24 protein-coding genes and 1 pseudogene are annotated in these 24,336 nt (G+C 71.5%); 12 read left to right on the top strand and 13 right to left on the bottom strand.

Features of this window, described 5'->3' with window-relative positions:
• Window positions 1–18: 18 nt before the first annotated feature.
• The 4 genes from ACZ7MG_RS11695 to ACZ7MG_RS11710 form a co-directional block, all read right to left on the bottom strand.
• Window positions 19–177, bottom strand: a complete 159-nt coding sequence (locus ACZ7MG_RS11695; protein ID WP_471382354.1) for a hypothetical protein — start codon at window positions 175–177, stop codon at window positions 19–21.
• A gap of 549 nt (window positions 178–726) precedes the next feature.
• A complete protein-coding gene (locus tag ACZ7MG_RS11700) occupies window positions 727–1,563 on the bottom strand; it encodes a helix-turn-helix domain-containing protein (RefSeq protein ID WP_471382352.1) in 837 nt (278 codons plus the stop codon).
• Complete coding sequence (locus tag ACZ7MG_RS11705; RefSeq protein WP_471382350.1) at window positions 1,560–2,081, bottom strand: DUF6879 family protein; 522 nt, start codon at window positions 2,079–2,081, stop codon at window positions 1,560–1,562. Before ACZ7MG_RS11705 ends, ACZ7MG_RS11700 begins: the two co-directional genes overlap by 4 nt.
• Window positions 2,065–2,274, bottom strand: a complete 210-nt coding sequence (locus ACZ7MG_RS11710) for a hypothetical protein (RefSeq protein WP_471382348.1) — start codon at window positions 2,272–2,274, stop codon at window positions 2,065–2,067. Before ACZ7MG_RS11710 ends, ACZ7MG_RS11705 begins: the two co-directional genes overlap by 17 nt.
• 230 nt (window positions 2,275–2,504) lie before the next feature.
• Here ACZ7MG_RS11710 and ACZ7MG_RS11715 point away from each other — a divergent pair.
• Window positions 2,505–2,943 (top strand): annotated as a pseudogene (locus ACZ7MG_RS11715) (DUF6879 family protein).
• On the opposite strand, the gene ACZ7MG_RS11720 reads toward ACZ7MG_RS11715, so the two are convergent.
• Together ACZ7MG_RS11720 and ACZ7MG_RS11725 are read right to left on the bottom strand one after the other, a co-directional pair.
• Window positions 2,940–3,137, bottom strand: a complete 198-nt coding sequence (locus ACZ7MG_RS11720) for a DUF397 domain-containing protein (protein ID WP_471382346.1) — start codon at window positions 3,135–3,137, stop codon at window positions 2,940–2,942. The pseudogene ACZ7MG_RS11715 and the gene ACZ7MG_RS11720 sit on opposite strands and share 4 nt — an antisense overlap.
• A 9-nt stretch (window positions 3,138–3,146) precedes the next feature.
• Window positions 3,147–3,998: a helix-turn-helix domain-containing protein gene (locus ACZ7MG_RS11725; RefSeq protein ID WP_471382345.1), complete on the bottom strand. Its 852-nt coding sequence runs from the start codon at window positions 3,996–3,998 to the stop codon at window positions 3,147–3,149.
• A 243-nt stretch (window positions 3,999–4,241) separates the two neighbouring features.
• Here ACZ7MG_RS11725 and ACZ7MG_RS11730 point away from each other — a divergent pair, with 243 nt between their 5' ends.
• Window positions 4,242–4,688, top strand: a complete 447-nt coding sequence (locus ACZ7MG_RS11730; RefSeq protein ID WP_471382343.1) for an ATP-binding protein — start codon at window positions 4,242–4,244, stop codon at window positions 4,686–4,688.
• A gap of 64 nt (window positions 4,689–4,752) precedes the next feature.
• Here ACZ7MG_RS11730 and ACZ7MG_RS11735 read toward each other — a convergent pair whose 3' ends face one another.
• Window positions 4,753–6,720 carry an Ig-like domain repeat protein gene (locus tag ACZ7MG_RS11735; protein ID WP_471382342.1) on the bottom strand — a complete coding sequence of 656 codons (1,968 nt, stop codon included), beginning with the start codon at window positions 6,718–6,720 and terminating at the stop codon, window positions 4,753–4,755.
• A 411-nt stretch (window positions 6,721–7,131) separates the two neighbouring features.
• Between ACZ7MG_RS11735 and ACZ7MG_RS11740 the strand changes: the two genes are divergently transcribed.
• Window positions 7,132–7,902 carry a mechanosensitive ion channel family protein gene (locus ACZ7MG_RS11740; protein ID WP_471382340.1) on the top strand — a complete coding sequence of 257 codons (771 nt, stop codon included), beginning with the start codon at window positions 7,132–7,134 and terminating at the stop codon, window positions 7,900–7,902.
• A gap of 317 nt (window positions 7,903–8,219) precedes the next feature.
• Here ACZ7MG_RS11740 and ACZ7MG_RS11745 read toward each other — a convergent pair whose 3' ends face one another.
• A complete protein-coding gene (locus ACZ7MG_RS11745) occupies window positions 8,220–9,062 on the bottom strand; it encodes an NPP1 family protein (protein ID WP_471382338.1) in 843 nt (280 codons plus the stop codon).
• Between the two features lie 241 nt (window positions 9,063–9,303).
• On the opposite strand from ACZ7MG_RS11745, the gene ACZ7MG_RS11750 reads away from it, so the two are divergent.
• The 5 genes from ACZ7MG_RS11750 (at window position 9,304) to ACZ7MG_RS11770 (ending at window position 17,411) form a co-directional block, all read left to right on the top strand.
• Window positions 9,304–13,185: an nSTAND1 domain-containing NTPase gene (locus ACZ7MG_RS11750; RefSeq protein WP_471946129.1), complete on the top strand. Its 3,882-nt coding sequence runs from the start codon at window positions 9,304–9,306 to the stop codon at window positions 13,183–13,185.
• A gap of 114 nt (window positions 13,186–13,299) precedes the next feature.
• Window positions 13,300–14,067, top strand: a complete 768-nt coding sequence (locus ACZ7MG_RS11755; protein ID WP_471382335.1) for an alpha/beta fold hydrolase — start codon at window positions 13,300–13,302, stop codon at window positions 14,065–14,067.
• 209 nt (window positions 14,068–14,276) lie between these two features.
• Window positions 14,277–15,629: a tetratricopeptide repeat protein gene (locus tag ACZ7MG_RS11760; RefSeq protein ID WP_471382334.1), complete on the top strand. Its 1,353-nt coding sequence runs from the start codon at window positions 14,277–14,279 to the stop codon at window positions 15,627–15,629.
• Between the two features lie 124 nt (window positions 15,630–15,753).
• The gene (locus ACZ7MG_RS11765) at window positions 15,754–16,710 is read left to right on the top strand and encodes a permease (protein WP_471382960.1); all 957 of its coding nucleotides are present in this window, start codon (window positions 15,754–15,756) and stop codon (window positions 16,708–16,710) included.
• Window positions 16,707–17,411: a TIGR03943 family putative permease subunit gene (locus ACZ7MG_RS11770; protein WP_471382958.1), complete on the top strand. Its 705-nt coding sequence runs from the start codon at window positions 16,707–16,709 to the stop codon at window positions 17,409–17,411. Before ACZ7MG_RS11765 ends, ACZ7MG_RS11770 begins: the two co-directional genes overlap by 4 nt.
• Before the next feature lie 4 nt (window positions 17,412–17,415).
• Here the strand turns inward: ACZ7MG_RS11770 and ACZ7MG_RS11775 are convergent, their stop codons facing one another.
• The 4 genes from ACZ7MG_RS11775 to ACZ7MG_RS11790 all read right to left on the bottom strand — a co-directional run bounded on the left by ACZ7MG_RS11775 (window position 17,416) and on the right by ACZ7MG_RS11790 (window position 20,244).
• Window positions 17,416–18,315, bottom strand: coding sequence for a hypothetical protein (locus ACZ7MG_RS11775; protein WP_471382332.1), 900 nt, complete (start codon window positions 18,313–18,315; stop codon window positions 17,416–17,418).
• The gene (locus tag ACZ7MG_RS11780; protein WP_471382330.1) at window positions 18,312–18,917 is read right to left on the bottom strand and encodes a SigE family RNA polymerase sigma factor; all 606 of its coding nucleotides are present in this window, start codon (window positions 18,915–18,917) and stop codon (window positions 18,312–18,314) included. Before ACZ7MG_RS11780 ends, ACZ7MG_RS11775 begins: the two co-directional genes overlap by 4 nt.
• Before the next feature lie 146 nt (window positions 18,918–19,063).
• Window positions 19,064–19,645: a hypothetical protein gene (locus ACZ7MG_RS11785; protein ID WP_471382328.1), complete on the bottom strand. Its 582-nt coding sequence runs from the start codon at window positions 19,643–19,645 to the stop codon at window positions 19,064–19,066.
• A gap of 110 nt (window positions 19,646–19,755) precedes the next feature.
• On the bottom strand, window positions 19,756–20,244 hold the full coding sequence (locus ACZ7MG_RS11790; protein WP_471382327.1) for an Ig-like domain-containing protein: 489 nt from the start codon (window positions 20,242–20,244) through the stop codon (window positions 19,756–19,758).
• Between the two features lie 136 nt (window positions 20,245–20,380).
• On the opposite strand from ACZ7MG_RS11790, the gene ACZ7MG_RS11795 reads away from it, so the two are divergent.
• The 4 genes from ACZ7MG_RS11795 (at window position 20,381) to ACZ7MG_RS11810 (ending at window position 23,466) form a co-directional block, all read left to right on the top strand.
• Window positions 20,381–20,884, top strand: coding sequence for a SigE family RNA polymerase sigma factor (locus ACZ7MG_RS11795; RefSeq protein ID WP_471382325.1), 504 nt, complete (start codon window positions 20,381–20,383; stop codon window positions 20,882–20,884).
• Window positions 20,874–21,725, top strand: coding sequence for a L,D-transpeptidase (locus ACZ7MG_RS11800; protein ID WP_471382324.1), 852 nt, complete (start codon window positions 20,874–20,876; stop codon window positions 21,723–21,725). Before ACZ7MG_RS11795 ends, ACZ7MG_RS11800 begins: the two co-directional genes overlap by 11 nt.
• Window positions 21,726–21,868: 143 nt before the next feature.
• Window positions 21,869–22,858 carry a hypothetical protein gene (locus ACZ7MG_RS11805; protein ID WP_471382322.1) on the top strand — a complete coding sequence of 330 codons (990 nt, stop codon included), beginning with the start codon at window positions 21,869–21,871 and terminating at the stop codon, window positions 22,856–22,858.
• Between the two features lie 146 nt (window positions 22,859–23,004).
• Window positions 23,005–23,466 (top strand): hypothetical protein, encoded by a 462-nt coding sequence (locus ACZ7MG_RS11810; protein WP_471382321.1) that lies wholly within the window; start codon window positions 23,005–23,007, stop codon window positions 23,464–23,466.
• A 42-nt stretch (window positions 23,467–23,508) separates the two neighbouring features.
• On the opposite strand, the gene ACZ7MG_RS11815 is transcribed toward ACZ7MG_RS11810, so the two are convergent.
• Entirely contained in the window at window positions 23,509–24,258 is a 750-nt protein-coding gene (locus tag ACZ7MG_RS11815; RefSeq protein ID WP_471382319.1) for a L,D-transpeptidase, read from the bottom strand.
• Window positions 24,259–24,336: the final 78 nt, after the last annotated feature.

Raw genomic sequence — 24,336 nt, forward strand, 5'->3', positions numbered from 1 at the left:
AGTTGTTCGGGGAGCAGGTCAGAAGCCGAACGCCAGGTCCGTTCCGGATGCCAGGCGTACGGCGGCGGAGGCGACGAGTGCCGCCGGACGGGCGGAGTCGCGGTCGTGACCAGCCGCGAACCGGGGTGCGTACGCGGCCAGTTGCCCGCCGAGCCGGGCCGCTGCTTCTGCTCTCAACTGATCGCGGCCATGGCCGACCGCGCCGCCACCCGGTCCGGGCGGGAGCTCATGGGGTGGGAGGCGAACGCCTCAGCGGCGATCGGGCTTACGGGACTTGACGCAACGCGGGCACCGGCACGGGGGCCATTCCGCGGTGACAAGGGGCGCCAGATGATCCGTGCTGAACACAGCCCGCTCCGGTCTCCAGGTCCGCCCGGAGTCCTGGGACACCCGCATGGTCATGAGCGGCCGGTCGGAGAAGAGCCCGGGCTCCTCCGCCCCGCCTTCCTCTCCCTCACTCATGCGCCGTGCGCGTCTGCGTGATGCCGACGCAGAAGCACATTGCAGTCGGACACCGCGCTGTAATCCTGCCTGGAGCGGGCATTGTCGCGCCGTACACACATGCCGAGACACGTTTCGCAGCCCGCTACCGCTCTTGGCTCCGGCGGCAGTTCGGTCAATCCGTAGTTCTGAGGCTTCTGCGTGGCTGCCATAAATCCTCCCCGGATTCGCTCCTTGAATAGTCCCCCATCCGTAGGGTGTGGCCGCGTTTATTCCCGTTCTGAACTAAAGGAGTCGGCAGGCTTTGGCCCACTGCTGAAGAAGTGATCTGGCCTCGTCGTCGAAGCGGGCGCACAGCTCGAACAGCGAGAACACGGAGAGGTGTTCGGAAACATCTCGGGAGTCCCGAAAGACCATACGGCCGGTAAAGTTCTCCACTGTGGCCAGGCGACTGTCGTAAACCGTGAAGGTGTTCATCGGGCCCCGCGGCAAATCGGCGCCCAGAGGGATGACGCCGACACGGATATTTGAGAGGAGGGAAAGTGAGACGAGGTGGTCGAGCTGTACAGCCATGGCCCGAGGGGGAATGATCGCCCACCTTGCCGCCTGCTCCGTAAGGAGAAATGTGAAACTCTTCGACGAGTCGTGGAGTACATCCTGGCGTTCCAATTTGCGCGCCACCGTCTTCGTTGGGTCACCTGGAGTATGGCTCATGCTGGCCCGAATGTATTCGGGTGTGGCCAACAGGCCGGTGATCATGGCGGGCAGGAAATACCTCAGCGTGGTGGCTTCGGACTCCAGTGCGGCGAGTTCGGCCTGACGTTTCTCCATTCCGCGACGCCATGAAGAGCGCTTGTCCTGCCATTCGGTGTTCGCGATGCGTGCGAGAGTCGTGATCTCGGCCACGGTTTCGGGATCAGCTTCGAGTGCGCGAAGGATTCGCTCGACATCCACGAGCTTCGGTGTTTTCCTACCGGTCTCGAACTTGCTGATCTGGCTCTGGGACATGTTGCAACGCCGAGCGAGCCGGTCACCTGTGAGACCGGCTCGCTTGCGCAACTCTCGGAGCCTTTCCGCTAGATCAGTCCTGGACTGGCCCAGCTGCCCGGGCTCAAACGTCACGCGAACTTTCTCACGTACTCGGCAAACGGTACGGAGTTGGCTATGGCAATGTGCTGCCACTCCAGGTATGGGGATACGTCACCCGTGAACAACTCTCGGTTGATCTGCGTCCCGTCCGGCCGGAAGTTCAGATGCACGATGCGTGTCGTATCGAACATCCACCAGTCAGTTTCGGAGAGGGGCAGACCGTAGTCATCCTGGGTGGCATCCAGGATGCGGATTTCCTCTCCTGCCTTGAGGTTACCGGGAATTCCCCAGGCGAACTGGTAACGCTGATATGGCGTTAGCGGCTGTCGTACAACTCGAACCCGCCCGACAGTGCGTCCGGACGCCACATACCCGTGCACCCGTTCATGCCACCGTGCATTGTGCTCCAGCGGCTTCGGCTCTCCCCGAAGGAAGCGGGCGACGTTCTCCGATTCCTTTGGCATCGTGTACGTGGGTTGGGCCTCGAATCGCCACGCGTCACGCTCATATGTGTCGAACAACGTTCGCCACGCGTCACCATCCAAGAGCACGCAGGGCCTCCTTGAGCACCGCCTCCGGGATCTCGACCAGAGACTCGCCCTCCGGCGGCTGGAAGGCTGCTGACACGGGCCCTTGGACCACGAAGGAGCCGCTTGCCGTGCGGTAGACGTTCGGACAGTCGTCGTCATCACAGTCGGGCCCACCGGGCGTGCCCGTGAGCCGTTGCAGTTCCTCGCGCGCCATAGCGCTCCCCTCTCGTGGCCCCTGGTCAGGGGCCCCTGCAGGAGGACGCTACGGACAGGACCGCTCCTCGTCCACGCCGACTCAGGAATATTCCCGTGCCGGCATAAACGGTCCCGGCATCGACCCGAATACCCAAACGGGCGGGAGCCCGCGGTCTGGGTCGACGAGGTAGCAACGAGCCGGTCATTCAAGGGTGGCCCACACCCACACCCGCGCCCGAGGAGCCCCCGATGTCGCAGCAGGTGCCCAGCTTCGACGAACTGCTGAACGGCGCTCGGCGCTCCGCCGTCCACCTGCAGATGCGTGACTCGTACGAAGTCGACAACGAAGCCGATGACTTCGCCCGTTGGAAGAGCACCGGCGAGCGGGACAACGACCCAACCGGTCAGTGACTACGTCCGGTTCGAACACCCGGGTACCGTCGTCAACCTGGAGGCGGGCGAGCTGGTGCGATGGCTGCCGCGTCGGCGCGCCTCCGACATCGCGGTGCCCGGCAACGACTTCTGGCTGATCGACGACAGGCTCATCCGCTGGAACCACTTCACCGGCGACGGTGCCTCGGGCGGCGGCGAGATCAGCGAGGATCCGGCCGCGGCGAAGCTGTGCGCCGACGCCTTCGAAGCGGTGTGGGCGGGGGCGGTGCCGCACGAGGAGTACAGGATCAACTAAGTCCGGGTGGCAGCGGCGCGCTGTCCCCTCAGCGTGTGGAGAAGGGCACCGAAGGCGGCGGGGCCGGCGGTGAGTACGGCTTGGGTGGGGTCGGCGCTTTCGGTGATGTGGATCGTTTCGGTGTTGGCGGATATGTGGACGCAGGATTCGCCCTGGGAGCAGTAGGACGATCGCTGCCAGCCGTGGGCAGTCATGGGGCTCCTTCAGAGTTCGGTGGACAGGTTGTGGATGAAGTCCCGGGTCTTCTCCTGGGTGAGCGCTACGGACTCCATGCGGTGCAGGAGGCTTCGGTAGGTGTCCAGTTCGGCTTCGGCGTCGACCAGGACCGGGCCGTGTGACTGGTCCAGGGAGATGGTGCCCAGCCGTGGGACGGAGCTGTGGATGTAGAGAAATGTCTGGCCTGAGCCCGGGTGGGCGCCAACGGCGAAGGGGATCACCTGGATGGTGACGCTGTCCCGTTCGCTCTGGGTCAGCAGGTGCTTCAGTTGCCGCTTCGCCACGGACGGACCGCCCACGGGTACGCGCAGGGCGGCCTCGTGGATGATCGCCTGGTACGGCACGGGGGTGTCCCGCTCCAGAAGCCCTTGGCGCTGAAGCCGGTGGCTCACCCGGAGTTCGATGTCGCGCCGGCTGAACTTGGGCACTCCCTGTTCGTAGATGGCGCGCGCGTGATCGCCGAGTTGAAGCAGGCCCGGGATGTGCGCGGTGTTCGCTGCCTGGAGCCGGACGGCGTGGTGCTCGATCTCCGCAAGGTCCAGCAAGCGTGCGGGGAGTACTTCACGGAACGTCTCCCACCAGCCGCCCTTTCGCTCGGTGGCCAGCTCGACAAGGCCGTTGACGTGCTCCGCATCGGAGCATCGGTAGATGCGAGCCATGGCGTGCAGACGATCCACGCTCACGCCGAACCGGGCGGCCTCGATGTTGCTGAGCTGCGCCTGGCTGACGCCGAGTTGACGGGCACCTTCGGTGACGGACATTCCCGCCCGTTCCCGAAGTCTGCGCAGCTCAGTGCCCAGGCGGATACGGCGGGCGGTCGTGGCGGCCTTGGGAGCCATGAGCCAACTCTCCTTGGAAAGCAGCGCGTTGGGTAACCCACACGAGGGTATATCTCATGCGATTGCCAAAATGGGAAATGTATTACGTGGCGAGCCGCTAGCTTACTGACCCAGGCGCCCCGCCCAGAAGCGCCCCGCTCGACGGAGCGGCGACGGCCACTGGGCATCCGTACGCATCCCGTTCCCGGCGACGACGACACCGCAACGCCACCACCCAACTCCCCTCAGTGACCGGAGACTTCCGTGACCACCGTATCCCCGCCCTGGACCTGCACCCTCCGCCTTCCCGGAGACCCCCGCTCACCCGGTGTCGCCCGTGCCGCCCTCCGGGCCGTTCTCGGACCCCATGACCTCGCCGAACTCGCCCCGACCGCCGCGCTGCTGACCTCCGAGCTGCTCACGAACGCGGTTCGGGCGGAGACGGCGTACGGGGGTGATGGCGGGGACATCGGGGTGCGGTTCGAGCTGAGTGGGGAGGGGCTGCGGCTTGAGGTGGCCGACTCAGGCGGCGGTGAGCCGGAGTTGAGGCGGGCCGGGGACGACGACGTGTGCGGGCGGGGGCTGTTCCTGGTCGACGCGTTGGCGGACGACTGGGGCGTGGTGCCGCGGGACGGGACCGGCAAGGTCGTGTGGGTGTTGCTCGCGGTCGTGGACCGGCCGGACAGCACCGTGGCCCGCGACGGCCGTTGATCCAGTGAATCAGTGATCAACGATCGGCGTCACGGGCCACGGCCCAGGGAGCGTTGTCCTCGCTCTACTTGGTGAAGATGAAGTACTTCCAGGGGCCGTACGTCGTGGTGTTGACGTTGTCGCCGGAGGTCGTGTCGTGGTACTCGGAGCGGAAGCGGAAGCGGATGTCCGTGGTCGGGGTGCCGGTGAGGGTGACGTTCGACTTGCCGGAGGTGCCGAGGGGGAAGTACTCGGAACCCGCGTCGTACCAGGTGCCGTTGTAGTGGTACTCCAGCTTCAGGCGGTGCTTGCGGCCCTCGTAGTACGTCATCGAGGTCTTCAGGACGGGGTCCTTGGACTTGCGGACGTAGTGGTACTTCTGGCCCCAGACCGTTTTTGTCTTGTAGTGGCCCGAGATCGACGACGAGATGGCGACCTTGGTGTAGACGGTGTTGGTGACCGTCTTCGCCTTGTAGCGCGCGTCGCCCGCGAACTTCGCCGAGAGCTTGGTGTCGCGCCTGAGGTCGACGGTGACCGACAGGTTGCCCTGGGAGTTCACCGTCCCCGACTTCACCAGCTTGTTCGGCTTGTCGGCGCCGTACGGGTCGGCCCAGATCTCGACCTTGCGGTTCTTGTACGTCTTGCCGAGGTGCGCGGTGAACTTCACGTCCGCGCCGTACGCGTAGGTCTTGCGGTTCTTGTCCAGCGACAGCGTCGGCGTGGCGCGGGAGACCTCCACGGTGTCGGAGGCGGAGCCGGCCGCGTGGTCGGCGTCGCCCGCGTAGCGCACCGTGTACTTGACCTTGCCGCCGACCGTCGGGGTGTCGGAGAAGGAGTAGCTGCCGTCGGCCGCCACGGTCACCGGGGCGAGGGCCTTGCCGGAGGTGGACTCCAGGTCGGTGCGGGTGACCGTCAGCTTCACCCCGGCCGGGAGCGCCGCCTTCGAGGTGACCTTGCCCTTGACCGTGAGCTTCTTGGCGCGGGTGGCCGTGGCCGGGGCGTTCACGGTGATCTGGGTGACGGCCCTGGTCGGAGCCTCCAGCACCCGCAGCGAGTACACGCCCTCGTCGTTGTACGTCACCGCGAAGAGGCGTCCGGCGTCCGGTGCCCAGGCCAGGCCCGAGGCGGGCAGCTCGTCGCCGCCGCTGCTGCCGCCGGTGTTGGGGAAGTCGTACTCCCGGACCGAGGTGGTGCCGCCCGGCTTGTAGATGTAGACGTCCGGTTCGTAGATGCCGTCGATGCCCGCCGCGACCGTGCCGTCCGGCGCGATGGCGACCGAGTTCGGGTAGGAGTCGCTGGCGTAGGTGCCGTCCGCTGTCAGGTCGGAGGTCTTGAACACCTGGTGGTGGTACGGGTAGCCGCTGGCGACGACGACCCGCTGCCCGTCCGGGGTGACCGCGAGGTCGCGCACGTTGCCGCCGTCCGTGCCCACGGCCGCCGTACGGGTCGCGGTGCCCGAGGAGACGTCGTACACGGCCAGCTTGCCGCCGCCGGGGTCACCCGCCACCAGGGTGGTGGAGCCGGGGGCGACGTCCAGGATCGGCGCGTTGTACCAGAGGTGGGTGGTGTCCTGGTCGAGGGTGACCACGGGCTCCTCGCCGGAGAGGTCCAGCGAGCCGAGGTTGCCGTCGGCCGAGTCGCCGTAGCCGAACCAGACCTTGTCGCCGACCGGCGCGACGCTCAGGGGGTTGTCGCCCACCGGGTAGCGGGCGGTCTCGGCGTACGTCGCCGTGTCGACGGCCACGATCGCGTCGGCGTCCCGTACGGCCGCGTACAGCGTGCCGGAGTCGGCCGACAGCTTCAGGCCCACGACGCCCGGCAGGTTCGTCAGCTGCTTCTGGACGATGCCGTAGTAGTCGGTGACGACGATCTTGCCGTTGCTCGGGTCGCTGATGAAGACCCGCCGGTGGACGCCGTCCACCACGAGGTCGGCGCTCGACGCGACCGGCAGGATCTTGGTGGTGTCGGCCGCCGCTGGCGCGGCCGTGCCGACCGTGAGCGCGGCCGAGCTGAAGAGGACCGCCAGGGCTGTGGCAGCCGGAAGAGTGCGCATACGCACGGTTTCGAACCCCCGGGACGAAAGAAGTGGGCGCGGCCTCGCGCGTCCCGGTGTGCCGTCGCGCGGGGCCGGTGTGTTCGGCCTGTGGCGCGCGTGGGACACCTTCGACGCGTGTGAAGCACGCGAAACATGTGGAGCGTGTGGAGCGCGTGAAGCGTGTGCGAAGACTAAGTCATGGCTCTGACAAGAGGGTCACAGGGGGTGGTGGAGAACTCAACGGGTTTACGGGACGGACCTTCACGCGGGCGCACGCGCCGTCCGCGCACCTCGCGCGCGGTCACCCGAACGGCCCTGAGCTGCGCCGTCACCCGGTCGGCCCACTGCTATCCACAAGGGGAGGGAACGTACCGAGCGGACGTACCGAGCGGACGGACCCGACGTACCCGTGAAGGGAAGAACCCACCCATGGTCAGCCTGTCCGCCGCCATGTCCGTCGACGTGTCCGTCGACTTCACCCAGGGCCTGAACGACGCCTGGTCCAAGGTCGCGCAGTTCGCGCCGAAACTCGCCGCCTTCCTCGTCGTCCTGGTCGTCGGCTGGCTCGTCGCGAAACTGGTCGCCCGCGTCCTCGACCGCCTGCTGCGCAGGCTCGGCTCCGAACGCCTGTCGGAACGTGCCGGAACGTCACGCCTGCTCCAGGACTCCTCGTACGACCTGACCGGCATCCTCCGCGGAATCGTGTACTACGCGCTGATGCTGATGACCCTCCAGTTCGCGCTCGGGGTCTTCGGCGCCAACCCGGTCAGCGCGCTGCTCAACGACATCGTGGCCTGGCTGCCGCGCGCGGTCGTCGCCGTGGTGCTGGTGGTCGTGGCGATGGCCGTCGGGGGCGCGGTGCGCGGGGTCGTCGGGGGCGCGCTCGCCTCCCTCTCCTACGGCCGGACCCTCGCGACCGCCGTCTGGGCCTGCGTCGTCGGCCTCGGCGTCATCGCGGCGCTCGGCCAGGCCGGGATCGCCCAGGACGTCACCCGGCCGGTGCTCTACGCCGCGCTCGGCACGGTCGCCGGGATTCTCGTCGTCGGAGTCGGCGGGGGCCTGATCGGCCCGATGCGGCAGCGGTGGGAGCGGATGCTGACGACGGTGGAGCGGGAGACCGTGCACGCACGCGGCAGCGTGGCCGCGTACCGGGCGGAGCGCGAGAGCGTGCCGGCGAGCCGGTCGACCGCGGACGTGTGACCGCCGCCCGGCACTCCGCCGGTCGGTGACCCCGGCTCCGGCGCCCGGCGCTCCGGCGCCTGGCGTTTCGCCGGTCGGTGATCGCGGCTTCGGCGCCCGCCGCTCCGGCGCTCTGCCGCCCGCCGCTCTGCCGCCCGGCGTTTCGCCGGTCGGTGATCGCGGCTTCGGCGCCCGCCGCCCGGTGACCGCCGGTTGACGAGGTTCACCGTGCCGCGGGGTGGCCCGTGAGCGCGGGCGGCTCGTGCCGGCTCGCGCGGAGCCCCGCGCCCTTTCAGGGGATGCCTTTGAGGGACGCGGGGCTCCGTGCGTGCGCGGGATCAGCCCGCGACCTCCGGGTTGAAGGGGATCCCTTCGGGCTTGGCACGGCCCAGTTCGGTGGCGTAGCGGCTCCCCTTCAGGGGGAAGTTGGCGTCGCCCCAGGTGGCGCTTTCCATACGGCTCTGGAGGGTCGGCGTCCAGCGGTTGTCGCCGCCCGGGTAGACGTCCCAGCTGATCAGCCCCGGGTGGTCCCAGCCGCCGTCGCTCCAGGCCTCCGCGGTCTCACCCGTCTTGGCGAAGCGGAAGGAGTGGGTGTCCCACAGGTTGCTGCCCTTGTGGTACACGACCTTGAGGCGGACGCCGCTCTTCTCGAGGCCGCTCCACGGCAAGGTCGTGTACTCGCCGTGGGCGGAGACGGACGCGTACGACGGTGTCGCGGCACCCTGCCGCACCCAGATGACCGCCGCCTCCCAGTCATGGCGGTGCGAGGTCGGGGTGCAGCCGTCGCAGCTCATGTCCTTCTCGAAGTACAGCGTGTAGATGATGCCGCACCAGCCGTTGTTGCATCTCGCCCGCGAGTAGGTGTTGGCCTTGCCGAGATGTCCCGAGCGGCACTCGCCGGTGATCGATCCGCTGTCGTCGAGGCCGCCGTTCAGCCTGCCGGTCTTGTCGATCGCCGCTGCGGGAAAGCAACCGTTGGTGTCGTAGTCGAAGAGTGGTTGGAACGTCTTCTGGAACGAGGTCGCGCCCTCGTTCAGCGGTGTCAGCACGGCGGCGTGGGCGCTGCCGCTCAGAGCGACGGTCAGTGCCGCGGCGGTCGACCCGACGAGCACGGCTCTGCCGAGCCGTCCGAGGCGTGACCTCAGTGACTGCCGGGTCGACTTCTTGGGTGGATTGGACATCAGCGGTTCTCCACTCGTGTGTGAGGTGGGGGCGCCGGTGATTCGGCTCTGCGCACAGGGAGGCTGACAACCAGGACATTGATCGGCACCTGTTTTCACCCCGGCAATCAATTCCGGTGCCGGTTCCGAGTTGATGCGCAGGGGGCTACGGCGCTGTCGGCAACACCACATTTCGCCTGGACAGGGGTGACGCGGGTTCAACGGGATGCGTATGTTGGCGCCGCCTGGAGCGGGAAGAGGGGTGAACGCATTGGGACGTCCCGAAAGACCACTGGATCCGGCGGCCGGACCCGTGCAGCGGCTCGCCCACGACCTGCGCGAGCTGCGCCGCGCCGCCGGCGGCCCGTCCTACCGGGCGATGGCGGAGGGCGCCGCCGGTTTCTCCGCGACGACGCTCTCCCAGGCGGCGGCCGGCGAACGGCTGCCCTCCCTCGCCGTCGTCCTCGGATACGTACGGGCCTGCGGCGGCGACCCCGGTGAGTGGGAGGCGCGCTGGAAGGAGGCCGAGGCGGCGGCCGGCGCGGCGGCCGTGGACGACGGTGGGGACGCCCCGGCGCCGTACCGGGGCCTCGCCCGCTTCGAACCCGGCGACCAGGCGCTGTTCTTCGGCCGCGACCGGCTGGTGGAGGAACTGTGCGGCCTGGTCGTCGCGCACCCCTTCGCGGCCGTGTTCGGCTCCTCCGGCAGCGGCAAGTCCTCGCTGCTGCGGGCCGGGTTCCTCCCCCGGGTCCGCGAGGAGATCGCCGGCCGGGGGTGCGAGGCGGTGCTGCGGGTGTTCACCCCGGGCGTCCGGCCGGCGGAGACGTACGGGCATCTGCTGACCGTGGGCGAGGACGAGCCGGAGAGCTGGGTCGTGGTGGACCAGTTCGAGGAGGTGTTCACCCTCTGCCGGGACGAGACGGAACGGGCCCGCTTCCTCGACCTGCTGCTGACCGCCCGCGACCCGGACTCCCGGCTGCGCGTCCTCATCGCCGTCCGCGCCGACTTCCACGCCGGCTGCGCCGAACACCCGGGCCTCGCCGACGCGCTGCGCGACGCATGCCTCACGGTCGGCCCGATGACCGCGGACGAACTGCGCGAGGCGGTGGTACGGCCCGCGCAGGCGGCCGGACTCCTGGTCGAACGCTCGCTCGCCGCGACCGTCGTCGAGGAGGTCCTCGACCGGCCCGGCGCCCTGCCCATGCTGTCGCACGCCCTGCTGGAGACCTGGCGCCGCCGCAAGGGCCGCATGCTGACGACCGCCGCGTACGAGGCGGCCGGCGGCATCGACGGCGCGATCGCGGCGAGCGCCGAGGCGGTGTACGGGCAGCTGTCCGCGCCCCAGGCCGTCGCCGCCCGGCAGCTGCTGCTGCGGCTGGTGGAACCGGGCCGGGGCACCGTCGACACCGGGCGCCCGCTCACCCGGGACGAACTCCTGGAGTGCGCCCACCCCGACATCCCCGCGGTGCTGGAACGGCTCGCCCGCGCCCGGCTGCTGACCGTCGACGAGGAGGGCGTACGGCTCGCCCACGAGTCGCTGATCGGCTGCTGGCCCCGGCTGCACCGCTGGATCGACCGGGACCGCGAACGGCTGCGGCACCTCCGGCAGCTCACCGAGGCCGCCCGCGCGTGGCGGGAGCACGACCGCGACCCCGGCACCCTCTACCGGGGCACCCGGCTGGCCCGTACGGAGGAGGTGTTCCCCGACCATGTCCGCGACCCCGGGCTCACCGAGGGGGAACGGGCCTTCCTCACCGCCGCCTTCGACGCCCGCGCGGCGGAGCGCCGGACGGCCGTCCGCTCCACGCGGCGCGCCCGGACCCTGGTGGGCGCGCTCTCGGCGGTCCTCGCGGTGGCGCTCGTCGCGGGGCTCGCGGCCTGGCGGCAGCACGACGACAACCTGCTCCAGCGGACGCAGAACACCGCGCGCCGGGTGGCCGCAGTCGCGGACGGACTGCGCACCACCGACCCCCGCTCCGCGCTCCTCCTCGGGGTCGCCGCCTGGCGCATGGCCCCGCTCCCGGAGACCCGCCGCGCCCTCCTCGGCTCCCTCGCCCAGCCGGAGGTGGACGCCTTCTCCGACCCCGCGTCCGGCTTCCGCTCCCGGCGGTTCCTCGCCGACTCCGGCCGCGTCCTGCTCAGCGTCGACGACCGCACCTGGCAGACCTGGAACCTCGGCACCCGCCGCACCACCGCCTCCGGCGTCCTCCCCGAGGGCGAGGTCCTGGCCGCCGGCCCCGACGCCCGCGTCCTGGCCATCGAGACGGAGGAGGGGGGCGTACGCCTGTGGGACCTGCGCGCCGCCCGCTGGACCGGCGGTTCCCTGCGGGTGGCGGGGCAGGACGGGATCGCTTTCGGGGCGAGCGGCCACAGCTTCGTACTGGCGGAGCCGGGTGAGGATGGGGGTGCGGGTTCGGCTGTCGACGTCGTACGGGTGCGGGCGGTCGCGGGCGGCGCGGTGCTGTTCGAGGCGCGGGGGGTCACGAGGGCGAACGTGGCGGTGAGCGGGGACGACCGGCTGGTCGCGGTGTGTCCGGCTGGGGAGGCGCCGCAGGTCCGGGAGGTCGCCGGGGGGCGGGTGGTGCACGGGACGTGGGAGCGGGCCCAAGGGGTCTGCCGTACCGACTCGGCGCTGGAGTTCGGCGCCGACGGACGGTTCGCCCTCGTCGGCGGGGGCCGGGCGCGGGTGTGGGACGTCCGTACCGGTGACCGGGTCGCCGAGGTGCGCGACCCGGGTGTGCTGGGCGCGTCGTTCAGCGCGGACGGGCGGTTCCTCGCGACGTTCGGCTCCGCCGACGAGATCAGGGTGTGGCGGCTGTCCGCCCCGGCCGCCCCCGTCCTGCGCCACCCCCTCAACAACCAGAATCTGCACGGCCGTCCCGCCTGGGACCCCGGCGCCCCCGTGCTGCGCTACACGGAGGGCAGCACCGCCCACACCCTCGACCTGACGGCCACCGTCACCGCCGCCTGGCGCGACCGCCCCGTGGCCGGCGTACTGATCAGCCCCGACGGCCGGTTCTACGCCACCGCCGAACGCACCGGCACAGGCACCACCACCGGCACAGACACCACCACCGGCACCACCACCGGCACCGGCTTCTCCTTCGAACTGCGGGCCACCGGCGACGGTCGCCTCGTCCGCGCCCTGCCCCCGCCGCCCCGGCCCGCCGCGGTCCCCGCCTCCGCCGGCCCCGGCGCCCCCCACGCCCACGGCCCGCACGACAAGGCGCCGCCGCCCCCGCCGCTCGCCCCGGAGGACGTCGCCCCGCAGATGGCGTTCAGCCCCGACGGCAGCCGCTTCGTCTACGGGGTCACCGCACCCGGCAGACAGTCCGCACCGCAGCGGTTCACCGTCTGGAACCTGGACCGGGACCGGGAGCAGAGCGCGCTGGACCTGGGGCGGACCCAGTCCGGCACGGCGGTGACGGCCCTGGCCCTGAACCCCGACGGCAGCACCCTCCTCACCACCCGGACCCCGGCCGCCGGTGAACAGAGCAACGAGCGGTGGAACACCGTGACCCGCCGCCGGACGGCCTCCCTCACCGGACCGAACCTGGCCAGCTCCCGCCTCGCGCACAGTCCCCGCGCCGAACTGGTCGTCGGCGACAACCGCGTGGCCCGTCGCGTCACCGGGCACAGCTTCGCGCTGGACCTGGTCCAGGGCGACCACATCAGCGCGCTGGCGTTCAGCCCCGACGGGAGCCGTCTGGCCGCGGGCGACCGCACCGGCCGGGTCGCCCTGTGGGACGGGGAACTGAGCCGCCGGGCCGGTGTCCTGCGCAACGTCTTCCCGGCCCCGCTCGGCGGCACCGCGGAGGCGGTCAGCGCCCTGGCCCTCAGCCCCGACGGCCAGACCCTGGCCGTCGGCGGCGACGCCGGCACCATCCAGCTCTGGGACACCCTCACCCAACAGCCCCTCGGCGGCCCGCTCCCCTCCCCCGGCGAACGCATCGCCTCCCTCGCCTTCAGCCCCGACAGCGCCACGCTCTACGCCGCCGGCGCCCACGTCCCCCTCCACCGCCACACCATCGTCCCCAGCCGCACCCTCGCCCACGTCTGCGCCCGCGCCGGGAACGAGAACCTGACCAGGGCCGAGTGGGACACGTACGTACCGGACGCGCCGTACCGGAGGGTGTGCGACTGACCTGAAGGGCGTCCGGCCTCGGCGAGATGCAGGACGGGGCCGGGCGAGAATGAGAGCTACGGAATTACGGAGCTACGGAATCACGGAGCTACGGAGCCAGGGGGAGGCAGGCACATGCGGGATGCCGTCGTGACGGACGCCGGGGACCGGATCCGGTGGGTCGAGCTGCCGGGGGAGGAGCCCAGCCGGGTGTATGTGCACGGGCTCGGCGCCACGTCGGCCGCGTACTTCACGGAGGTGGCGGCGCACCCCCTGCTCGCGGGGCGCCGCTCGCTGCTCGTCGACCTGCTCGGGCACGGCATCAGCGACCGGCCCACCGACTTCGACTACAGCCTGGAGTCCCACGCGGACGCGCTCGCCCGTGCCCTGACGGCGGCGGGCGTCACCGGCGCCGAACTGGTCGCGCACAGCATGGGCGGCTCGGTGGGGATCGTGCTGGCGTCGCGCCACCCGGGGCTGGTGCGGAGGCTGGTGATGATCGACTCCAACCTCGATCCGCTGACGCCCACGCACGGTGTCGTCGGGAGCAACGGCATCGCGGCGTACTCCGAGGAGGAGTTCCTCGCGGGCGGCCGGGAGGAGTTCGCCGCGCTGGCCGGGGAGCAGTGGTGGTCGACCATGCGGCTGGTCGGCCCCGAGGCCCTGCACCGCAGCGCCACCCGACTCGCCCACGGCACCCGCCCCACCATGCGCGAACTCCTCCTCGACCTCGACATCCCCCGCACCTACCTCCACCCGTCGGCCGACGGCCCCTTTCCCGGCACCGCCGCCCTCAGCGCCGCCGGGGTGTCCGTCGTCCCCGTCCCCGACTGCGGCCACAACGTCATGCTCGACAACCCGGAGGGCTTCGTACGCGCGACGGCGGCGGCGCTCGCCGACTGACCCGTTGACCGAAGCCATGGATCGGCACGCCCGTCGCGGAAGTCACCTCCGGCAGCACGGCCGCTCGTGACCGGGGGAAGAAGGCGAGCCGGACACCGCCGAGTTCTGATGTCGCTCGACGTAAGGCTTTGGTCTGCCAACGGCAAGAGGACGATGGGGAGTTGGGGTAAAGCGGCCGGTGTAACCGGGGTTACTGGCATGCTTACGTCATGGCAGGTACGGCCGAGCGTGACGATCCCGAGGTCATCGGGCGCAGAGTGCAGCAACTGCGGACGGAACGGGGCCTCACACAGCGTCAGTTGGCGGAACCGGCGTACACCCCGGCGTACATCTCGACCCTGGAGGCCGGCCGCGTCCGCGCCTCCGAACCCGCGCTGCGGCACATCGCCGAACGGCTCGGCGTCGGCTACGAGGAGCTGGCCACCGGCCGCCCCGCCGGCTTCGCCACCGAGCTGCGGCTGCGGCTGACCGGCGCCCAGCGCACCCTCGCCGGCGGCGCCACCGAGGCCGCCGCCGAGGGGTTCACGGCCGTCCTCGCGGAGGCGGAGGAGTACGGGCTCGTCCCCGAACAAGCCGACGCCCTGCTCGGCCTCGGCGAATGCGCCCTGGAGACCGGCGACCTGGAGACCGCCCAGCTCCGGTTCGAGCAGGCCGAACAGCGGCTCGGCGACGCCCCGCTCCCGGCCCGCGTCCCCGCCCTGCGCGGCCGGGCCACCGCCCACTACCTCGCCGGTGAACTCCGCTACTCCTGCTACCTCTACGAGTCCACCCTCGACGAGCTGAACCGCAACGGCCTGCACGACCCCGACGCGTTACTCCTCCTCTACACCGGCGTCATCGCCCCCTACATGGACATGGGCGCCCACGCCCGCGCCGCCCAGGCCGCCGAACTGGCCCTCGCCCTCGCCCCGCAGTCCGGCGACCCCGCCCTCGTCGCCCGCATGCACCGCTCGGTCGCCCGCACGATGATCGCCGAGGGCCGGATCGCCGAGGCCGACGCCTCCCTCGCCAAGGCCTCCGAGCTGTACCGGCAGCTCCAGATCCGCACCGAACTGGCCAACTGCCACTGGATGCGCGGCTATCTGCACGCCCAGAACGGCGACTACGCCCGCGCCGAAGAGGAGCTGCGTGAGGCCCGCCGCATGCTCTCCGCCAAGCGCGCCGCGCTCTACACCAGCCAGGTCGCCGTCGAACTCGCCGACGTCCTGCACCGCCGCGGCAAGTCCGAGGAGGCCGCCGAACTGCTCCGCGAGGTCCTCAGCGACCTCAGCTCCGAACGCGGCGCCCTGCACTCCGCCGCCGCGCACCGCCTCCTCGGCATCATCGCCGAGGACGCGCGGAACGCGGACGCCGCCGAGGAGCACTACGTCCGCGCGCTGAGCCTGCTGGAACGCGCGGGCGCCGCCGGTGACCTTGCCGACCTGTGCCGTCTGCTGGGCGACCTGTACCGCCGCTCCGGCCGCGTCGAGGCCGCCCTCGACGCCTACCGCACCGGTCTCGGCCACCGCACCGCCCCCGGCACCACCACCCTCGGCCCGGCCCCCGCACAGCCCCCTCTCTGAGAATTCCGGGCCGGCACACAGCCCCGCTCCATAACTTCCTCATGTGGAGACCGCGGAGGAGCAGCACCGGAAGGCGGGGCAGCCGAGGAGCGCCCTCGCCGTCGTACGGCTCTTCGCGCGCGTCCTGCTCTACGCCGTCCCCGGCGGCCTCGCGCTCCTCGCCATCGCGACCGTCGCCTCCGTTCTCGGCCCGGTGCTCGCGCTCGACCTCGCGACGCCCGCGATGGCCGCCTGGTGGACCGTGTTCACGGCGGTCGTCGTGCAGGGAGTGCCCTTCCTCCTGCTCGGCACCCTCGTCTCGGCGGCGATCGGCGCGTTCGTCCCCGAGCGGGTCTTCAGCCGGCTGCTCCCCCGCAACCCCGCGCTCGCCGTCCCCGTCGCGGGCGCCGCCGGAGCCGTACTGCCCGGCTGCGAGTGCGCGTCCGTCCCGGTGGCCGGATCCCTGATGCGGCGCGGTGTCGCGCCCGCCGCCGCCCTCGCCTTCCTCCTCTCCGCCCCCGCGATCAACCCGGTCGTCCTCGTCGCCACCTCCGTCGCCTTCCCCGGCCAGCCCCTGATGGTCCTCGGCCGCCTGGTCGCCTCCCTCGCCACGGCCGTGGTGATGGGCTGGCTGTGGGCGCGGTTCGGGAGGGACGAGTGGCTGCGGCTTCCGCAGCGGGGCGAGAGGGCCACGGGCGGCTCCCGCCTGGGCGCCTTCACCGCCGGGCTCCAGCACGACTTCCTGCACGCGGGCGGCTTCCTCGTCGTCGGCGCGGCGGCGGCCGCCACCTTCAACATCGTCGTGCCGAGGTCCCTCCTGGAGGTCTTCACCGGCTCCGTCTGGTTGTCCGTCCTCCTGCTCGCCGCCCTCGCCGTCGTGCTGTGCGTGTGCAGCGAGGCGGACGCGTTCGTCGCCGCGTCGCTCAGCGGCTTCTCCCCGACCGCGCGGCTGGCGTTCATGGTGGTCGGCCCGATGGTCGACCTGAAACTCATCGCACTCCAGGCGGGGACCTTCGGCCGCGCGTTCGCGGTCCGCTTCTCCGCCGTGACCTGGGTGGTGGCCGTGGCGAGCAGCGCGCTGGTCGGGTGGTGGCTGCTGTGAAGCGCTACGGCCAGGCCGCCCTCCTCCTGCTCTCCGGCGCGGCGATCCTCCGCGTCTCCCTCTTCACCGAGCTGTATCTGCGGTACGTACAGCCGGGGCTGAGGCCGTTCCTGATCGTCTCCGGGGTCCTGCTGGTGGCGCTGGGCCTCACGGCCGGGGCGAGAACCCTGCGCGCGACCGACCAGGACCATGGCCACGCACATGAACACGGCCCCCGTGTCGCCTGGTTGCTCGCCGTGCCCGCGCTCGTGCTGCTCCTCTTCCCGCCCCCGGCGCTCGGCTCGTACAGCGCGGACCGGGAGGCCGCCGAGTACGCGGCGCGGGGGGTCGGGACGTTCCCCGCACTGCCGGAGGGGGAGCCGGTCGAGCTGACCCTCGGTGCGTTCTCGTCCCGGGCGATCTACGACAGCAAGCGGTCCCTGAAGGGCCGTACGGTCCGGATGACCGGCTTCGTCACGCACGGGGACGGCGGCACCTGGTACCTCACCCGCCTCCTGGTCTCCTGCTGTGCCGCCGACGCCAGCCCGTACAAGGTCGAGATCCGGGACGCCGACGCCCCCACCACCGACACCTGGGTCACCGTCACCGGCACCTGGCACCCCGAGGGAAGCCTCGGCTCGGAGCAGGCCTGGCCCCCCGTCCTGGACGCCGAGTCGGTGAAACGGGTGGCCGAGCCGGACAACCCGTACGAGAAGCGCTGACTGCTCAGGGGCCGAAGTCCATCTCCGCGATCACGTCGCCGCCGGTGTCGTAGATCTCGACCTTGTGCACGGGGTCCTCGAAGTCGAGGGAGCGCGCGAGTTCCTCGGGGACCTTCACATGGCCGGAGTAGACACCCCAGCTGGTGTTGCCCTTCAGGCGCAGTACCGTCCCGTCGATGACCGTGCCGTCGTAGGCGGTGAGCCTGACACCGGCGGCCGCGGTCCGGACGCCGTAGAAGAGGCCGTGGACCGTGTAGCCGCTGGTGGCGGTGCCCGAGCCCTGCATGCTGATGCCGGGTTCGCTGGTGTCGAGGTTGCCGTCGACCACGCTGCGGAACTCGTCCGGGCCGAACGCCCCCGTCTCCGGGTCCGGATCCCGCCAGTGCTTGCCGTCCTCGGTCAGCCACAGTTGCGTCCCCTGCTCGGTGGTCACCCGCTCGTCGAGTGCGACGACCCGCACCTGCCCGGCGGCCGGCGCGGTGGCCCGCGGGGGCCCGGTGGGCGTCGGGGTGGGTGTCGGGGTGGGCGAGGGCGAACGGTCGGCGCTCGCGTGCGGCGGGGCCATCGGCTGGACGGTGGAGGAGGGATCGTCGGGGCGCAGGGCCAGCACCACGAGCGGGATCAGCAGCAGCCCGCAGCCCGTGCTCAGCGCGGCGGCCCGGCGCCGCCGACGGCGTCTGCGGCCGTCCCGCTCGATCGCCTCCAGCGGTACCGGCGGCGGCGTGAACTCGTACGCGACCTCCGCGAACACCTCCCGCAGCAACTGCCCGGTCCCGGCGCCGTGCGCATCGGCAGCATTGGCTGCATCGGCCGCGTCATGCACGTCGGCCGCGTCGTCCATGCCCACGCCCGTCTCTGATTCTGTCTCGGTCCCGGTCCCGGTCCCGGGGGTCGGGTGGTTCATGGGCGGGCTCCGGGGACGGGCGAGGGGGGCGCCTGGGTGAACGGGGGAGGGGAGGCGGCGGTGTGCGAATCCCGTGCGCCGTCCGGGTGGGGAGCGGCGAACGACGGGTGGGCGCGCAGGGCCTGCAGACCGCGCCGCACATGGGTCTTCACCGTGCCGAGCGAGCAGCCGAGCAGCTGGGCGATCTCGCTCTCACTGAGGTCCTCCCAGAAGCGGAGCACCAGCACGGATCGCTGACGGGCCGACAGTTCGGCCAACGCCTGGGTGACGGCGGCCCGTTGGGCGATGGAATCGGCGTGCCCGGCGTGCCGCTCGTGCACCCGTTCCGGCAGGAACGGGGTCAGCAGATGGGCCACGCGTCTCTTCCGTACGCGGCTGATGTTGTTGTTGACCAGCGAACGCCGTACGTAGAAGTCGACGTCGTCGCGCGGGATGCGCCGCCAGCGGGCGTACACCTTCGCCAGCGTGGTCTGCACGAGATCCTCGGCCTCGTGGAAGTCGCCGGTCAGCATGTGCGCGGTACGCACCAGGCGCGGCCAGGCCGCCGTGGCGTACGCGGCGAAGTCGCCGCCCTCGGGCGGTCCGGGGTTCTCGTGCGGCACGGACGACGGTCCTCGAAGTCGGGAGTGGGGGAGCGTGCCGTGCGGACGGAGGGTTGGTCAAGTCCCCCGCCCGCACGGTCACTTCGAGCTGCGGTACGTGCTGCCGTCAGGTCAGATCAGCTCAGCTCAGACCAGGTCAGGTCAGGTCAGATCAGCGGCAGCTGGGCGTAGACGCGGCCCTTGGTGTCGTGGACGGTGACCTTGCGGAGGAAGTCCTCCGCGCCGCCGTCCGAGGGCAGGTCCGCGACGGCGTACCAGACGCCCCAGCCCGGCTTCCCGGCCAGCTCGATCAGCTTGCCGTGGACCTTGCCCTCGCTGGTCGCGACCTCCACGCGGGAGGCCGTGCCCTTGCCGCCGTAGTAGAGGCCGGAGAGGTAGTAGCGCCCCTCGAAGCCGCTGCCCTGGAGCGTCGCCCCGGGCGTGCTCGGGTCGATGTTGCCGTCGACGACGCTGCGGAACTGCGGGTCGTCGGGCATGTCCGGGTCGGTCCAGTGCTTGCCCTCGGCCGTCAGCCACAGTTCGAAGCCGGGCGCGGCGACGACGTGCTCCCCCGGCGCGACGATCCGCGCGGTCGGCGCCTTCTTGGCGGCCACGGCCGCCGTCACCGCCGCGCCGGTGCCGTGCGCCGTCTTCCCCTGCGAGACGGCGTACGACATCGTCGGCGCCCCCGCCAGCAGCGTGGTCAGCGCTGCGACGGCGACGTATTGCTGCATCCGTGTCCTGGTCATGAACGGGCAACCCCCATAGGTGTGTTGGTCTGACACCCCTGCAAACGCACGGGACCCACGGGACGGATGACACAGGCGTACGACTTTCTGAATTCACCTGTGTCTACGAGTCACCGTCCGCCGACCGTGAAGTGCCGGGTGAGGCCGGCGCCGACCCACACGGTGACCTTCGTCCCGGGCTTCCAGCGGGCGCGGGGCCGGAAGTCGACGCGCTGCCCGTCGGCGAGGTTCCGGTCCCGCACCCAGCTCCAGGAGCCGCCGTTGCCCGGGTCCGCCGCAACCTTCAACTGCCTTTCCGTTTGCGCCCGTTCGGCCTTGGGGACTGGCTGGTCGAAGGTGACGGATATCGGCCTGCCGACGTCCACGGCCTGCCCCTCGGTGATGTTCACGCGGGCCCCGTCGAGGGTCCCGGTGGCGCTCTCGGCGTCCACGCGGGCCTGGTCCGCCGGAATCCCGCTCGGCCCCTCGACCCGTACGCCCTCCCCGCCGGCCGAACAGCCCGCGACGGTGACCGCGACCGCGCACACGGCCACCGCGGCGAGCGCCCGCACCAGCCTGCCCCCGATGCCCCTGTCCTTGTCCCTGGCGCTCGTGGTCATGGTCTCCCCCCAGCGGTCCGTTTCCGTGATGTGTTTCGATGAGCGGCGTACGTACGGGACCTGTACGCACGACGGGGGCGACCGGGTTGCACGGCGATGCACGGCGATACACGGGACTTCGGACAACGGCGGGGGCATGACCGAGGAAGAGTTCGACGCGTTCTACGCCACCGCGTTCCCCCGGCTGACCGGCCAGCTCTACGCCTTCACCGGGGACCACGGCGAGGCGCAGGACGTCGTGCAGGAGGCCTTCGTCCGGGCCTGGGACCGGCGGCGGCACTTCCTCGCGGAGGGCGCGCCCGAGGCATGGATCCGGACCGTGGCGATACGGCTCGCGGTGAGCCGGTGGCGCCGGGCGCGCCGCTGGCTGGAGCTGGTGCGCCGCAACCCGCCCCCGGAACACGTCCCGGGCCCCGATCCCGAACGGGCGGTGCTGGTCGAGGCGTTGCGCAGGATTCCGGAGGCCCAGCGGATGGCGGTGGTTCTGCACCATCTGTGCGACTTGAGTGTGGAACAGGTAGCCTCCGAGACCGGCGCCCCCGTGGGCACGGTCAAGGCCCGGCTGTCCCGTGGCCGGGCGGCGCTGGCGCGCGAACTGGCCCCCGGCGAGGGTGCGAAGGAGGACGGCCGTGTCCGATGAACTGACCCTCCGGCTGCGCGAGTTGGCCGAGTCCGCCGAGACCCCGCCGCCCGGCTCCGGCGCCGAGGTCCGGGCCACCGCCGTCCGCCGTCGGCGTCGCCGCCGTACGACCGCCGCCGTCGCGGGCGGCTGCGCGGCGGCGGGTCTGGCCGCCGTCCTCACCCTGAACGTCGCCTCCCACGGCAGCGAACAGCGCCCGGCGACGGCGTCGAGCGGCGAGCCGAGCGCCACGCGGGCGGTGCCCGACGCCACGGTGGACCTCTCCCGCCGCGTCCTCACCGTCGCCGGCCGCGACCTGCCCGTCTCCACCGGCACGGTCCGGACGCCGACCCCGACCGGCCTGATGACCGTCACCGCCAAGCGCAGCGTCAAGGTCGTCCCCGCCACGGCCGCCGGCCTCGGCGACGCGTACGAGGCCAAGCTGGCGTGGGTCCTGGAACTGGCCCCGGCCGACGCGACGGGGAGGCCGGGCGCGATCGAGGCGACCGACGGGACCGGCGGGGCCGGCGGGACAGAGGCGGCGGAAAGGGCCGACCCGGACCCCGACCCCGACACCGGCACCGTCACCCCCACCGACCCCGGCGCGGACCAGCAGGCGACCCCTGAACCCAGCCCGCCCCGGAGCCCGGTCGGCGACGCGATCTGGATCGCGGCCCTCACCCAGGACGAGAAGGCCCCCGGCGTCTACGACACCACCTCCGGCTGGATCGGCCTGCGCACCACCGACGCGCAGTGGCTCTACCAGCGGCTGTCGACGGGCGCCCTCGTGGAGATCCGGGGCACGGCCCCGTCCACGCCCGCCACGGTCTTCGCCCCGACCCCCTCCCCGACCACCGGGTAGCCGACGCAGAGGGCCGTACGAGGCCGCCGTACGAGTGAGCCGTACGAGGGAGTCGCTCACCCGTACGCCCTCGTGCGCTGGTGGGCGGGCCCGAGCGGTGCTGGCGTAGGAGCGGAATCGTCGTGCTCCCGGAAGGCTCCGCCATGCGCCGTCGTCGTCCGTACCGTGTTCTCGCCCGGGCCCTGGCCCTCGGGTTGCTCGCGGGGGCGACGGCCTGCGTCGCGAACGACCCGGGGCATCCGCGCGGCTTCCCCGAGGCCGCCGTCGTCGACGACCCGGCCACCGCCTCGCCCTCCGCCCGGCCGACGCCCACTCTCACCGACGCCCGTGCCCGCAGCGCGCTGCTCCGCCAGGACGATCTCGGCGACGCCTGGACCGGCACCCAGGGCGCGGCGACCTGGCGGGACGGCCTCCTCAAGGGCCGCACCGACCGCCCCGAGTGCCAGCAGCTCCTCGACGCGGTGTACGCCGAGGACGTCCTCGGCAAACCCAAGGGCGGCACGGCCGTCACCGGCTTCGACGACTACGAGTACGGCGCCCAACTGCGCTACCAGGTCGGCGAGTACGACCGCGCCGACGTCGACGCCCGCCTCGGCCGGCTCCGCCAACTCGTCGACAGCTGCGGTGAGTTCACCATCACCGGGGTCCAAGGGCGGGAGTACGGCGCCGAGGTCGTCCCCGTCGAACTCCCCCGTGACCTGGGCGATGCCCGGCAGGGCCTGCGGCTGATCGTCAGCGGTGCCGTGGAGGACGAGGACAGCGCCCTCACCCTCGACCTCGCCACCGTGCGCGTCGGCGACACGGCCGCCCTCCTCACCCACGGCGGCCTCTACGGCATCGACGACACCGCCACCCGCGACGCCGCCCAAGCCGGCACCCAACGCCTGAAGGACCTCCTGAAGAAGGAACAACAGGAGAAGAAGGACAAGAAGAAGCCGAAGCCGAAGCCGAAGAAGGGCGAGCCGGAGAAGGGCGAGAGCAAGAAGCCGTCGGAGGAGGGGGCCGCCGAGGGAGAGCGGGCCCCGGACGGCCGGTCCCCCGACGAGGCGTCCCCCGACGAGACGTCTTCCGACGGCGGCGACTCCTCCGAGGCCCGTGGCCCCGCCGGCACCCTCGTCCCCTCGGCGGCGTGACGACACTCCCGCACGACGCCCCCCACGCCCCCACGCCTCCCACAACTCCCCTGCGGAGGCTGCCGATCGCGCTCCCGAAGGCGGCTGGGAGACTGCTGTGGTCATCGGTTGACCGCCGGTGACTCACGGGGATGCGAGGAGCGCAGATGATCACGCCTTGGCGCAGGGCGGTCGAGTACGCGGTGACGGTCACCCTTCCCTCATGGCTGTGGGGCGTGGCCGTGCTGAGCGTCGGCACGCTCGGCGGGGAGGCCTCGGCCGGTGACGTGGGCCTGGACATGATCAGCGGAGGGGGACTGCTCTTCCCACCGGTGGCCGTCCTCGTGCTGACGGTGGTGCGGAAGGCGCTCCCGGCCCTGTCGCGCTGGCGCACCGCGACCATCGACGTGTCGGTGTACACGGTGCTGTATCTGCTGTGCCTGGTGGCGACCATGGTGGCGAGCGGGTCCGGTCCCGCCGAGTCGGTGGACTGGGCCTTCGTGATGATGACCGTGGGCCTGCTCGACCTGCAGTTCCTGATGGCCCTGGGCCTGTGCGCCTGGCGCTACGACCGCCTCGTCCCCACGGCCCCCTCGGGCCGCCTCAGCGGCGGCCCCCGCGCGGCCTGAGGCCGAAATTCCAAGCTCCGGGCTCCGGGTACCGGTTTCCTCCTACGGACCCACCGCCGGCCGCATCGACCGCCCCGTCCCCGGCTTCACGCCCCACACGTACACCGAGTCGTCCTCGTGCATGACGCGCCACAGGCGTTCCGCGTCGGCGTAGCGGAGGTTCACGCAGCCGTGGGAGCCGCCGCGGAAGAGGTCGTCGAGGACGCCGTGGAAGGCCTGGCCGTCGTTGAAGAACTGGGCGAACGGCATGGGGGCGTTGTCGTACAGGTCGGAGAAGTGGTCGCGGTTCTTCCAGTAGACCTTGTGCCAGCCGGTACGGGTCTCCTGGCCGTCCCTGCCGGTGCGCGCGGGCACCGGCGCGTAGATGATCCGGCTCCCCTGCTGCACCCACACCAGCTGTCGGTCGAGGTCGACGCAGGTCACCTGGTACGTCCGTACCGGGCACTTCCCGGCGGCGTTCGGGTTGGCGCGGGCCTGCACCACCAGCATCGTGCGGTAGGTGGGGAGGCCCGCGTACCCGTCGGCCGGCTTCACGCCGGTGCGCTGCTGGAACGCGCGGATCGCCACACAGTCGGCGGTGGACTGCCGGCCGTCCACGGGGAGGAGCTTGAGATGGCGCTCCAGGTCCCACTGATAGGGGCCGGTACGGGAGGCGCACACCGGCGCGGACGCCGACACGTCGGCTGGTCCCGACGCTGCGGCGGGTGCCGCCGTCCAGCCCACCAGGGCGGACGACAGCACCGCGACCACACCCGTACGTATCCGGGTCTTCCGTGTCCTTCGTCTCGTCAACGCGGCCTCCGGGACTCGCTCACTCGCCGTACCCCCTCCCAGAGATACGGCATCCCACGCGCCCCGGAGACCTCGTGC

It is taken from the genome of Streptomyces sp. NPDC107538, from assembly GCF_055657445.1.

Bases quoted from the DNA above. Each gene is read 5' to 3' on its own strand.
- ACZ7MG_RS11710 (WP_471382348.1), bottom strand. From the start codon at position 2,274: ATGGCGCGCGAGGAACTGCAACGGCTCACGGGCACGCCCGGTGGGCCC.
- ACZ7MG_RS11720 (WP_471382346.1), bottom strand. From the start codon at position 3,137: ATGACTGCCCACGGCTGGCAGCGATCGTCCTACTGCTCCCAGGGCGAA.
- ACZ7MG_RS11725 (WP_471382345.1), bottom strand. From the start codon at position 3,998: ATGGCTCCCAAGGCCGCCACGACCGCCCGCCGTATCCGCCTGGGCACT.
- ACZ7MG_RS11735 (WP_471382342.1), bottom strand. From the start codon at position 6,720: ATGCGCACTCTTCCGGCTGCCACAGCCCTGGCGGTCCTCTTCAGCTCG.
- ACZ7MG_RS11740 (WP_471382340.1), top strand. From the start codon at position 7,132: ATGGTCAGCCTGTCCGCCGCCATGTCCGTCGACGTGTCCGTCGACTTC.
- ACZ7MG_RS11745 (WP_471382338.1), bottom strand. From the start codon at position 9,062: ATGTCCAATCCACCCAAGAAGTCGACCCGGCAGTCACTGAGGTCACGC.
- ACZ7MG_RS11755 (WP_471382335.1), top strand. From the start codon at position 13,300: ATGCGGGATGCCGTCGTGACGGACGCCGGGGACCGGATCCGGTGGGTC.
- ACZ7MG_RS11760 (WP_471382334.1), top strand. From the start codon at position 14,277: ATGGCAGGTACGGCCGAGCGTGACGATCCCGAGGTCATCGGGCGCAGA.
- ACZ7MG_RS11775 (WP_471382332.1), bottom strand. From the start codon at position 18,315: ATGAACCACCCGACCCCCGGGACCGGGACCGGGACCGAGACAGAATCA.
- ACZ7MG_RS11785 (WP_471382328.1), bottom strand. From the start codon at position 19,645: ATGACCAGGACACGGATGCAGCAATACGTCGCCGTCGCAGCGCTGACC.
- ACZ7MG_RS11790 (WP_471382327.1), bottom strand. From the start codon at position 20,244: ATGACCACGAGCGCCAGGGACAAGGACAGGGGCATCGGGGGCAGGCTG.
- ACZ7MG_RS11795 (WP_471382325.1), top strand. From the start codon at position 20,381: ATGACCGAGGAAGAGTTCGACGCGTTCTACGCCACCGCGTTCCCCCGG.
- ACZ7MG_RS11805 (WP_471382322.1), top strand. From the start codon at position 21,869: ATGCGCCGTCGTCGTCCGTACCGTGTTCTCGCCCGGGCCCTGGCCCTC.
- ACZ7MG_RS11810 (WP_471382321.1), top strand. From the start codon at position 23,005: ATGATCACGCCTTGGCGCAGGGCGGTCGAGTACGCGGTGACGGTCACC.